Source organism: Streptomyces achromogenes subsp. achromogenes, assembly GCF_000720835.1.
Classification (GTDB): Bacteria; Actinomycetota; Actinomycetes; order Streptomycetales; family Streptomycetaceae; genus Streptomyces; species Streptomyces achromogenes.
Genome location: NZ_JODT01000003.1, coordinates 285,379 through 297,476, shown reverse-complemented (window position 1 = coordinate 297,476; position 12,098 = coordinate 285,379). Strand labels below are relative to the sequence as shown.

Genomic DNA, 12,098 nt, shown 5'->3' with positions numbered 1-12,098 from the left:
GCCACCGTTCCTGCCCGCCGCACCGTGCTTGTCATAGCCGAGGTGGTCGTCCACAGCCTTCGCCGACACAGCCACTGCCGCCTCGCCGACCTCGTCCTCGGCCACGTTCTCACTGGTCATCGATGCATCCTCCGTGATCGGGAGTCACACCGAACGATTTACAGTCCCGCTCAGGACACGAACCGCTGCTGGAGTACCAAGTGCCACCTGGTTCTCCGTGGGCGTGAGGCTCGGCATCCTGCTCATGGCTGCCTCTCCTTGCCCGGCCGTGTGTTGCGCCGATGCGTGCCTGTGAGGAGTCGGCGGGCCGAGCGAAGTCGGCCCTGCGTCGTGGCATGCGCGTTCACAGGGTGTCGTCCACGAAGTCCGAGGTGATGTGGTCCAGGCAGTACTCCACCACTGCGGCTATGGTCAGGGCCGGATTGACGGCGCCGGTGCTTCCCGGCATGAGCGCGCTGTCCAGGCAGTACAGGCCGGGGTGATCGTGAAGCCTGCCGTACGGGTCGGTGGCTCTGCCGAGCCAGGTGCCGCCCACGGGGTGCGCGACGAGTGGTGGGAACTCCGGCAGGGCGATTTCGGTGGCGTCGGGCAGGTGTCGTGCCACCTTCTGGGTCAGTTCCTCGACCTGCCGCTGTGTTCCGGCGTCGTAATGCGCGTCCCACTCGAGCCGGATGCGGCCGTCCGAGGTCCACAGCCACTTGCCGTGGCGTTCCGGGATGCCCATGCCGAGGCACATGAAATCCCTGCCGCCCAGGGGGAGGGGGACGGGCGAATGCATGACCCCCACCGTGCCGGCGGCGTTGTGCACCATGCTGGAGGACGGGCCGCCCTGGGGCGTGCCCACGGGCAGCCTCGCCGTCCTGAGCACGGTGATGTGGTCGCCGTTCGCGCTCCAGCCGTCCCCGACGGACGGGTGCAGACGTGTCAGACCACCGGTCTCCCTGGCCGCCAGCAGCAGTTGGGGGGTATGGACACCGGCGGCGAGCACGAGCCGGTCACAGGAGAACGCCACGCGTTCGCGCACCTTTCCGTCCTCGCCCAGGTGCTCGGTGAGTACTCGGTACCGGCCGGATCGGTCGGCGGAGAGGCCCGTCACCTTGTGCAGCGGCCGCAGGGACGTCCTTCCGGTGGCCTCCGCCCGGGCCAGGTAGGTGCGGTCCACGCTGATTTTGGCCCCGCTGTTGCACCCGGTGAAGTGGTACTGACCGATGACGGCGGCCGCCGGACGGTCGCCGCGGAGTTCGTCCCGTACGGCGTCGAAATCGAAACTGCTGCAGATCGTCTCCGCCGGCAGGCCGGAGGCGTGCACGGCTTGGTCCCACAGCCGGTGTGCGCGGTACGGTTTGTGGTCGAGGAGGTCTGCGGGCAACAGGGCTCCACCCAACCGGCGGCGCGCTCTGGGGTAGTGGACGCGGTCGAGCAGTTCGAAGTCGGGGCCCGCCGGGAAGATCCGGTGGAACGCCTCAGGCCGAGGTTGCGCCAGCACTCCGCCGTAGACGAGGGTGCTGCCCCCTACGCCGGCACCGCATACGACGACCGCGTGGTCCTCGGTGATGACGTCCAGGAGCCCGGTGGAACGCGGAAGGACCGCTTCCATCGCTTCGAGGAGGTGTGCCCATGGTGTTGAGCGCAGTGGGGGCAAGGGTGTCGACTGGTCATCGAGCCAGATGAGCCTTTTGTCCACGGAGGGAAAGGCGGGAAACGTCGTACCCGCCGGATTGATGGGCCAGCGCCGTCCGCGTTCCAGTACCACGTTGCGTACACCGGCCTCGGAGAGCCGGTAGGCGGCGATGCTTCCGCCCAGACCGGCGCCCACGATCACGACCTCGTGCCGTTCCTCGCGATCCGGCCGGGCCGCCGACGGCGGTGGCCAGATCGTCTCGGACGGTCTGCCCTTCGGTTCGGCGGACGTGTGCCGAGGCACCTGCGACAAGTTGTCGGTGTTTCTGTCGGTCACGAGCATTCCCCTTGTTCCGTCTGGGGGCAGAGAGTCACGGCACGCGATCGGCGCTGTCGCGCACGAAGGGACCGATGGCGTCCATGAAGTCGGTGTGGCTGTCGAGATAGGAGACATGGCCGGCACCGGTGAGCAGTACGAACCTTCCGGCCGGCAACCGGCGTGCCGCCGCACGTCCTTGCCAGGCGGGCAGGAGGGTGTCGGTATCACCCCACACGATCAGCACCGGCGTCCGGAGCCGGGCGAGCCGGTCCACGACGAGGGTGTCGGGACGCTGACCGATGATGTCCCCACATTCGCGGAAGATCTCAAGAGAGGTCCGCAGAGACTTTTGTGAACGGGCTAGTCGCGCCTGGGCCAGCCATGTCCCCAGGGGCACGCGCCATGGCTGTCGTAGCAGCAGCAGAGTGGAGCAGGCCAGGACGACCTCGCTTCCGGGCAGGGAGGCGAGGGCGGACAGTAGGTCCGCCACGCGGGGCGGCAGTATCGCCAGCGCGATGGCGGCCGGGTGGGCCGCGCGGCCCAGACCGTTGGCGTCGACCAGCGCGAGGCGTCGTACGAGTTCCGGGTGCGCGATGGCCAGTTCCGCGGCCACGCAGCCGCCGTAGGAGTGTCCGATGGCGATGACGCTGTCGATGTCCAACGCGTCGAGGAGATCCGCGAGGAAGGCGGCCATGTGCACCGGCTTGACGTCGGGAAGGGAGCCGGTGCCGCTGAACCCGGGCAGTACGGGAGCGATGACGCGGCAGGTGTCACCGAGGTCCAGCATCACGGGAAACCAGTCGCGGGCGCTCGACGCGGCCCCTGCCACCAGCAGTACCGGTTGACCCTCGCCGTACTCGTAGTAGCGGGTGGAGATGCCGTTGACCAGTACGCGTCGGGTCTCGATGTCCTGTTCTCTCACCGGTCCGCGCTCCGATCCGTTTCACGGCTGCTTCCCGGCGCTGGGGCGGCCGGGGTGAAGCGCAGTTCCTCGGCCACCGCGTCGCGTCCGGCCAGCCACATGCCCAGGGCCTCTCTCGTGCCCAGGACCTCTGCGGGACGAAGGAATCCGGGAACGCCGAGCGGAGGGTACCCGTCTGTGGGGATCACGCGGTATCTGAAGATCCGCAGGTTCGAGTAGGAACTGAGCATGGCACCGTCCCAGAGGATGAACGAGGGCACGGAGGGGGGCATGTCCCGATCGAGGCCGACGCCGCGCACGATGTCCTGGTGATGGACCGAAAGGTCTCCCAGGGAGATGAGGGTGGCCAGTCGGCTGCTCCAGGCCGGGCGTTCGGCCCACTCACGGGCCTCCGCCATGAGCCGGTGCCGCGGGAGGTGGCGGACACGTCGTACCTGTCGGTCGTTGACGGCTGCGAGGCGAAGCCACGGGCGGTAGTAGGTCACGGGATGGTCCACACCGATGAGGTGCCCGAGTACGTCTCGCGGTGACCAGGCGGTGCAGAGCGTGGGGCCCTCGTCGAAGACATCGTCGGGCAGGGCGTCCAGGGTACGCAGCAGGCGTTTCCTCTCCGCCCGCAGTTCCTTCTCCAGGGGGAGTCGCACCGCATTCTCCTAGCCGTCGGCTCCGGTCCGTGCCGATCTCGGTGGTCCGGGGTGGTTGACTCGCGGCGGTCCGGCGGGGTGCCGGGCGCATCCGAGCGTTTCTTCGAAGCTGTCCTCGAGGAAATGGTGGAAGAGCCGGGCGTCCGTGATCGCGGCCGGGTCGAGGTTCGTACCGATGCCGCACAAGTCACCGTGCGAGGCCATCGATATGTTGGCCGCGGCGCCACCGCGGGGAGCCCAGGGGACCGCGTTCACCACGCGCGATCCGGCGACCTGTGCGTTGCCCGGCAGCCCGGGGACGCTGGTGACCACTACGTCGATCCTCCTCAGCAGCGTGGGGGCGAGGTGCCTGTACAGCGGTTCGGGTACGAGGGCACCCATGTCAGCCATCACTGTGCAGACCTCTCTGGCCACCGAGCCGCGGGCTTCGGCGACTGCGGTGTGCACGGAGACCATGCGGGACCGGGCGGACATGTCACCGATCGGTCCGGCGATCAGAACTCCGGCTATCAGATTGCCGGCGCCGGTCTCGTGCGCCTCCCGGAAGCTGACGGGAACGAGGACCGGCACAGTATCGCGGACCAGCCCGTGGTGGTCGTGATAGCGGTGGAAAGCGCCGAGAACCGCCGACACGTAGGCAGATGTCACCGATACTCCGGCTCTCTTCCCGGCAGCCTTGAGTTCGGCCAGGGATACCGTCATCATGCCGCAGTCGATCGCCGAACTGCGTTTCGCGAGCAGAGGCGAAGGAGAGGCCGGCGGAAGCAGCTGGGAAGCGGTGCGGCCGGCGGACCGCGCCCTGTCGCCGGCCGGGCCCGGTCCGGACAGGACACGGGCGCTGCTCCGCGCCGCCGTTCGAGCGGCCTCGACCAGGGCTCCTATCGTCCGGGACATGCCGGAACAGTCTTTGTTTGATGTCTCGGCCGGCGTCCCGGTGCCTGGCGGCGGCAGTGGTGCGGCACGCGATGAGGCCGCCGGGGGCGTGTTCTCCATGAGGCGACGGACCGCGCCCACGATGGTCACCGCGTCTCCGAGGCTGTGATGCCACTTGAGGACCACGGCGGCACGATCGGTCTCGTAGTCTTCGGCGAGCGTGATTTCCCACGGGGGGTGGAGGGGGTCGAAGGCCGTTGAGATCCGCCACTCGACCATGTCCAGCAACTCGCGCGGCCCTCCGGGGGCCGGCAGCCGCACGCGGTGCACGTGCCGGGAGAGACGGAAGTCAGGGTCCGCGGTCCATGAGGGCGGCCCCGTCCGCAGCGGTGAGTCCGTCACACGGTGCGTCAGCCGGGGCAGCCGGCCGACGGCTTCCGCACAGGCGCGCACGAACAGTTCCCAGTCCGGAGTGCTCTCCAGGAGCCAGGCCCAGGTGACATGGGGGCGGGTCAGCGCACTGCCGCTCAGCCGCCAGAAGAGGGTGTCCGTGCCGTTCATGGGACCGGGTGAGGTCCATCCGCCGTCGGGACGTGGTTCATTCATCAGAGGTGACCTCTCCTCGAACAGGTCCGCCGTGCTCGGTGCGTCGCAGCCCCACCAGTTCCTCCGAGCGTTCCCACACCTCGCGTTGCAGACTGGGGTGGAACCGGAGGGGGGCCGGCGGAAGCAGCCGGACACCAGGCATCCAGGAGTGGAATCCACCGCCTCGGTGCGCGAACTCGGGATCGCCGGCGAGGCGGAGGGCCGGCCGCGCGCCCTCCGCGGCGCTGTGGACCAGGGGGGTGTGCTCGGCGGCGGCGAGCAGGCGGGGCATCAGGGGGATGTTCCTTACCAGGGCGGTGGACACCAGCCCGGGGCAGTAGGCGTGGGAGGTGATCCCGTGTCGTGCCCACCTGCGTGCCGCCTCCTGCGTGGTGAGGACGTTCAGCAGCTTCGAGCGCGCGTAGACGTTCCATGACCCGATCGGCCCGTAGGGCCGGGGCTCGGCGAAGGAGCGGGGATCGAGACGCAGGACGCTGCGGTGCGCTTCGGACGCCACCGTGACGATCCGGGAAGGGGCTCCCCGCCGGAGCGGATCGAGGAGGAGCCGGGTGAGCAGGAACGGTCCCAGGTGGTTGGTGGCGATCATCCTGTCGTAGCCCTCGGGACTCACCCCGGGTCGCAGGCCGTGTGTGCCGGCGTTGTTGACGAGCACGTCCACGTGTTCCCAATGACGTCGGATCTCCCGGGCGACGGACCGCACCTCGGCGAGAGCGGCGAGGTCGGCGATGAACAGCCGGACGTCCGTGCCCGGCCACAGGGTGGTCAACTCGGCGACCGTGGCCGCGCCCTTGTCGCGGTTGCGGCACACCAGAGCCAGTCTGGCTCCGGCGGCTGCCAGACCGTGGGCGATCTCCCTGCCGATGCCGGAGGTCGCCCCGGTGACGACACAGTGCGAATCCCTCATGACCCCGTTCCGTTGCTTCCCAAGGGCCGGAAGGCGTGCCCGGCCGACCGCCTCGGTGTCCCGAACCGGTGTCGCGTGGAGGCGTGCGGGTTCGTGTTCGCCGTCCGCGGCTGATCCGCGACGTCGACGAGTTCGACTTCCGACAGGAGTGCCAGCAGGCGTCCGTCGGGTGTGGTCCCGCTGCACACGCCGGTGTCGTCGGCGGACACGCCGAGGCAGTGCCCGTACCGCAGCAGCAGGTCGTGGTCGTTGGCTCCGTCCGTGTATAACTCGATGCGTCCGATCGACCGGGGTACGAACAGTGGTTGGTGGCCGGCGGGGTCCGGCCTGAGAGCGAGTGTGCGCAGGGCGGCGCACAGGAAGAGCGCCGGCGTGGTCATGGTGCGCAGCCAGGGATGTCCGGCGAGTGAGGGCGTCCAGGTGCCGCGTGCCGCCGTCGAGTCCACCAGGCAGTCCGACAGGTTGCGGAACGGGCCGCGCAGGGAGACCGGGGCGTGCAGGGACGCGTAGGGGTCCTGTGCCGGCATCGGCGACCGCAAGGGGCGGGTGTCCCGCCGCGGGGCTTGCCTTCGCGCATGCCGGTCCAGCAGCACGACGGCCTGGAAGTGCCGCAGGGCTCCCGGTCGCATTCCGCCGCGGGGGTCGAGGGTGTCCGAGTGGATGCTCACCTGGACGGCGGATCGAAGCGCGTCGGGTTCCGGCGGTTGCGGAGAGGCCATCCGCGCCCGGATCCGCAGCGGCGAGGGCACCTTGCGGTTGAACGGACGGATGAAGGTGTCGAAACACGCCTCGCGGAACCCTGTAGTGACGGCGTCGGGCACCAGGGCCTCGGCCGCCTGCGCGGCGAGGTCCAGGATGAAGGTCGCCGGTATGGTGGGCTTTCCGCTGACCAGGTGGTCGAAGAGGTGCCGTTCCACGTGCGGGTCGACCAGGTGGGTCCATTCGGCACCGTGGGGAGTTTCCGGGAGCCGCGTCCACCAGGACGGCCGCCGGCGGACCGCGAGGGGCCGGGGCGGCTCGTCGCGGACGAAGCCGGGCAGGTGCCGACGCAGCCGGTCCCGCTCCGCAGGGCCCAGATAGACCGACGAACCACCGGCCAGTGGTGCCGCCCGCATCTCCGCCGCGAACTGCTCGGCGCCCTCCTCGGTGGAGATCGGGGTGAACCGGCCCTGGCGCGCGACGTGTTCCTGGAAGAGTTCGTCGGCGCCCATGCCGGTCTGCCGCCACATGGTGAATCCGATGGTCGTCTGCGCAGCTCCTGTCGCTGTCTCGGCCACGGCGGCCAGGTAGGCGTTGGCGGAGGCGTAGTCCGTGTCTCCGGGTGCGCCGGCGGTGCCGGAGTAGGAACCGATGTTGCACCACCAACGGGGTGGACTGGATGCCAGGGCGCCGGCGAGATGACGGTGCCCGAGGACCTTGGTGTCCCGGACCGCGCGGAACGCCTCCAGCGACTTGTTCCGCAGCAGGGTGGAGGCCACCTGTCCCGCGGCGTGGAGGACGAAGTCGACCCGGCCCTCGGTGCGCAGGACTTCTCCGATCACCTCGTGGACGGATCCCTCGTCGGTCACGTCGCAGGTCGCGTAGTGCACGCGGTCGTCCCCGAAGCGTGCCCGGAGCGCCTCCAGGGTTTCGTTCACCTGGCGTTGCCTCAGCATGCCGTCCACCCGGGCCACGACGGCTCGCATCGGCAGGTCGGGGTGATCCCGTCGAACTTGGCGGACGAGGGCGGGCCGTGTGCGTCGTCCCGCCCCGTTGCCGGCTTCACCGGTGTGCTGCGAGTCACCCACGGGGGTGCGCCCCAAGAGCCACAGGCGTGGGCGCAGGCGTTGTGGCAGCGCGGTGAGCAGGGCCCGGGCGATACCGCTCGACCCCCCGGTGATGACGCCGACACAGTCGTCCGGAAGCAGGTTGAAGGCGGGTGTCGCGGCGGGCAGGGGAGCGGGGAGCAGTGTCTCGATCCGGCGTTCGCCGTCCAGGTACCGTACGACCGGGGGAGGGCCGGGCCGGGCGGTGCGTTCGGCCGCCGCGCGGGCGAGCAGTGCGGCGACCTCGGTCTCGTCCGAGGCCACGGTGACGGCCACCGCGTCGGGTCGCTCCCAGCGCAGGCTCTTGACCATTCCCTCGAAGAGAGCCGCGACACCGGCCCCCGGGCCCGGATCCGTCGCACCGCTCAGCAGGACGATCAGGGAACTGTCCGGCCGCGGGCGTACCCACAGGCGCTGCACGGCCAGGAAGGCCATCTCGTGCAGGGCGAGGGCACGGTCCAGGGGCAGGGTGGCGAGGTCGCCGACCACGGTCAGGTGCGGTGCGGACCGGTCGGCGGCAGCCAGGAGCGCCTCTTGGTCCCGGACGGGTACACGCGTGCCGGCGCCGGACGGCAGGACCAGTACCGTGGACCCGGTCGCTTCCGCCTCCGCCCTCACCTCGGCCGCGACTTCGGCGGACTCGGTCAGCACGATGCCCCGTGGGGGCAGGTGCGCGGGCGAGGTCCGGCCATGGGGCACGGGCAGTGGTTCGCGTACCAGGTGGCGCGCGTACCGGGTGGTCGTGCGAGGCGAAGACGGTGCGGAGAGCGCGGGGGAGGCGGGTCGTCCGGCGTGGACCGGTGCGACGAACAGTGTCGCGTCGTGGTGCCGGGCACGCAGCCGGACAGCGGTGTCCTCCGACTCCGCCGCGCGCAACAGGGCGACCGCCTGGTCGGCGGCCAGGTAACCGCGTGCGGGGGCCTCCGGGACGTCCGCCGTCTCGGCCTCGGCCTCCTGGTCCGCGAAGGACATCCGCGCCAGCGCCCGCCAACCGTGCTGTTCGGCCAGACGTTCGGTGGTGACGGCGAGAAGGAAGGCGCCTTCGGCGAGCGCTGTCGCTCCGGTGCGCGTCACCGCCGCGTTGGTTGCCGTGGCGTTGCCGTTGACGGCCAGGACGAGGGCGAGGTCGAGTTCGCCCGAGCGCAGGTACCGCTGTGCCACGCGGAGCGCCGTGAGCGTGCTGTCCACCCCGGAGTCCACGGCCATGGTGGGGCCGTGCAGGTCGTACCGGGCGGCGATCCTGGAAGCGATGACATTGGGCAGTACACCGGCCTGGGAGTCCTCCGTGCACGCGGGGAAGGACTGACGAGCCGTCTCCAGTCGCGCGGCGGCTCTCGTGAAGCCTGGTTCGGAGGCGCGAGCCCGCAGAACCGCTCCCGCATCGTGGGCGTAACACCGGACAGCGGTGCCGACAAGCCCGCGCGGCATACCGGTGTGCGCGGCTATCACTCCGGTCGTCTCCCGCAGTTCCGCCCAGATCTCGCCGTGGTCGTCCACGAAACGGGCAGCCGCCTGAAGGCCCATCAGCTGCCCGGGATCAACGACGGGCAGGGTACGGGCGGACAGCCTCACCTCGGCCGGCTGCGGGGCGGGATAAGGGTCCGGGAACGACGCCTCCGGGGCGGGGGCCGAGCCGCGCAGCCAGTCGCGCAGAGCGGACCGGGACGGAGCACCGGGCAGATGCGCCGACCAGGCCACCAGGACCATGCCTTCGTCGGCGGATCCTTGCGGCGCGGAGCGCAGACCGGGCCGCTCGCAGCGGTCGGCGACCAGGAGGTGGGCGTTGGTCCCCCCGAAGCCGAATGCCGAGACGCCGACGGTACGGCGTCCGTCGCGCCGCGGGCGTAGCCGGACGGGCCCGAGCGGTACGCGCAGACCGCCGGAGGACTCCTGCGGGTCCTCCCGGGCGCCCAGCTGGGCCGGGACCCAGCCGTGCCGGAGCCCGAGCAGGGCGTGGATGAGGGATACGACCCCCGCCGTCCACCCGGTGTGACCGAACACCGGCTTGTTGCTGGTACAGAGCTGACCCGAGGACGGCCCGAGGGCGGACAGGACCTGTGACTCGACTCGGTCACCGGCCGCCGTGCCGGTCCCGTGCGCGACGACCCAGTCGACCTGCTCGGACGTCACGGAGTTGACGGAGCGGGCGCGCTCTATCGCGCGGCGCTGTCCGGCCGGGTTGGGAGCGGAGATCGACTTTCCGCGGCCGTCCGCGGCCCCTCCGAAACCCAGTAACACCCCGTGCACCGTGTCGCCGTCGCGTGTCGCCTGTCGCAGCGTCTTGAGAGCGACGACACCGGCCCCGTCACTGAACAGGGTCCCGTCCGCCGCCTTCGTGAACGCACGGACACGCCCGTGCCGTGACAGTCCGTTCAGCTTCGCGAACATCACAGCCATCGTCGGGTCGACCACGGTCACGCCGCCGCAGTAGGCGATCTCACACTCGCCGGCCAAGAGCGCCTTGACCCCGAGGTCCACGGCGTAGAGCGACGACGCGCACGCGGTGTCCACGACGCACGACTCCGTCAGCGACTCGGGCAGCCGGGAGAACACCTCCCGGACGACCGCGTCGGGCGTGGCCGCCTCGCTCGCCGGCAGCGCGTGCCGGTAGTGCTCGAACAGCGCCTTGCGAACCTGCTCCGCTTCCTGCCGGTCTGCCAGGGGACGGGTGACGACGTCCACGAGGACCGATTCGACGAGGCTCTGACTGCCCCCCGGCCAGCCGCCGATGTAGGCGGCGCACCTGCGGCCGGGTCCTGTGCGGACGTGCTCACGTGCCTGGAGCAACGCGTGCCGCAGCCACCGTGACGCGTCGTCCCGTCCGGCCCCCGAACGCTCTTCTTCCCGCAGCTTCGGGTGGGGACGGAAGCCGTGCAGGAAGCCCGCGCGGCGTGCGTAGGTCTTGTCCTCCTCCTGCGGGTCATCGGACCAGAAGTGGTCGAGGCGGAAGCGGTCACGTGGTTCGCTGAAGGCGTCGTGGCTGCCGTTGAGCAGCCGCCAGAGCTCCGCGGGGCTGTTGGCTCCGGGCACCGCGAGTCCGATGCCCACCACGGCGACGAGATTCTCGGCGTTGTCCGGCGTCGTCATCCGCGCAGTTCCTCGACCAGATCGGCGATGCGTTCCAGAGTGGTCGCCTCGTTGCGGCGTTCACCGGGGGCCTCGGGCAGGCCGTACTGCTGTCGGACGCGTTCGAAAAGCGCGATCTGCTTGGCCGAGTCAACGCCCAGATCCGCCTCCAGATCGACGTCGGCGGTCAGCATCTCGGCCGGGAACCCGAGTTCTTCGGCATACAGCGCGGTGAGCCCGGCCAGCAGTCGGGCACGCGCGCCGGAATCCCCGCCACGGGGCGCGAGTACCTCGTCCTCCTTCGGCCCGTCGGCCACCTCGTCGCCCGCACGGCTCTCCTCGGGCCGGAAGCGGGCGTGCACACCGGCGGCCCCGAGCGCCGCTACGACGGACTCCATGTCCCCCCGGCTCGCGAGGAGCGGGACCGCCGTGACCGAGGCAGGGAGGGAGGAGCGCACGATTCCGGTGAGCGCCTGCCGCGCTCCGGCCTCGACGAACACACGAGTGCCCTGCCGGAACACGGTGAGCAGCGCGTCGTAGAAGGGAACGGGAGCGATCATGTTCCGCTCGATGACATCCCGGACGTCCGCGACGCTGGAGACGTACCGGCCCAGCACGGGGGAGAAGACGGCCATGCGGGGTGCCACGACGGCCACGTCCGCCGTGGCTTGCCGGAAGTAGTCCGCCGCGTCGTTCAGCAGGGGATTGTGGAAGGCGTACCTGGCTCGCAGTCGAGTGGCCCGGACACCCAGGTCCACAGCGATCTTCTCCACCCTGTCGAGGGATGCCGACGGCCCCGAGACGACCGTCTGTTCCGGTCCGTTGTCGATCGCCGTCCGCAGGCCGGGTTCGTCCAGGACGCCCACCAGGTGGTCGGCCCGCCAGGCGGGGACGTCGAGCGCCACCAGGCCTCCCTCCTCCGGGGCGGCTCGGCGGAACGCCTCGATCCGCGCGCATGCCATGCGCGCGACATCGGCGACGGACACCGCCCCGGCGGTGGACAGTGCGGCGAATTCGCCGAAGCTGTGGCCCATCAGGACATCGCCGCGCACCCCTACTCCGGCGAGCAGCTGGGCCGCCACGGCGTTGATGGCGAAGATCGCCAGGTCGAGCCGGTCACTGTCGCTCTCCAAGAGGTCCTGGAGGGACGGCGCGTCCCGGTCCAGGAGAAGAGGGGCGACCGGAGCGTGCCCCTGGGCGGTGACCACTTCGTCGATCGCTTCCAGCGTATGGGCGGCCTGAGGAACATGAGCCGCCCGGTCGGCGAGGACGCCTGGCAGGTAGGCACCCTGTCCAGGAAACAAGATCGCGGTCCGTAATGCCATGAACAAACCCTTTC

The 12,098-nt window shown here is 70.4% G+C and carries 7 protein-coding genes and 1 pseudogene; all 8 read right to left on the bottom strand.

What is annotated here, in order from left to right; all coding sequences use genetic code 11:
• Positions 1–343: 343 nt before the first annotated feature.
• On the bottom strand, positions 344–1,597 hold the full coding sequence (locus IH25_RS0104860) for a GMC oxidoreductase (RefSeq protein WP_245172691.1): 1,254 nt from the start codon (positions 1,595–1,597) through the stop codon (positions 344–346).
• Positions 1,598–1,741: 144 nt separating this feature from the next.
• A pseudogene (locus tag IH25_RS43065) lies at positions 1,742–1,963 on the bottom strand (NAD(P)-binding protein); the annotation flags it as partial.
• A gap of 28 nt (positions 1,964–1,991) precedes the next feature.
• Entirely contained in the window at positions 1,992–2,861 is an 870-nt protein-coding gene (locus IH25_RS0104855; RefSeq protein ID WP_030603391.1) for an alpha/beta fold hydrolase, read from the bottom strand.
• The gene (locus IH25_RS0104850; protein WP_051753790.1) at positions 2,858–3,505 is read right to left on the bottom strand and encodes a maleylpyruvate isomerase N-terminal domain-containing protein; all 648 of its coding nucleotides are present in this window, start codon (positions 3,503–3,505) and stop codon (positions 2,858–2,860) included. Before IH25_RS0104850 ends, IH25_RS0104855 begins: the two co-directional genes overlap by 4 nt.
• Positions 3,506–3,514: 9 nt before the next feature.
• The gene (locus IH25_RS0104845; RefSeq protein WP_030603386.1) at positions 3,515–4,939 is read right to left on the bottom strand and encodes a wax ester/triacylglycerol synthase domain-containing protein; all 1,425 of its coding nucleotides are present in this window, start codon (positions 4,937–4,939) and stop codon (positions 3,515–3,517) included.
• Positions 4,940–4,976: 37 nt separating this feature from the next.
• Entirely contained in the window at positions 4,977–5,888 is a 912-nt protein-coding gene (locus tag IH25_RS0104840) for an SDR family NAD(P)-dependent oxidoreductase (protein ID WP_051753789.1), read from the bottom strand.
• Positions 5,885–10,780 carry an SDR family oxidoreductase gene (locus tag IH25_RS38495; protein ID WP_051753788.1) on the bottom strand — a complete coding sequence of 1,632 codons (4,896 nt, stop codon included), beginning with the start codon at positions 10,778–10,780 and terminating at the stop codon, positions 5,885–5,887. Before IH25_RS38495 ends, IH25_RS0104840 begins: the two co-directional genes overlap by 4 nt.
• Positions 10,777–12,063 (bottom strand): acyltransferase domain-containing protein, encoded by a 1,287-nt coding sequence (locus IH25_RS0104830; RefSeq protein WP_063755136.1) that lies wholly within the window; start codon positions 12,061–12,063, stop codon positions 10,777–10,779. The genes IH25_RS38495 and IH25_RS0104830 overlap by 4 nt, the downstream gene beginning before the upstream one ends.
• Positions 12,064–12,098: the final 35 nt, after the last annotated feature.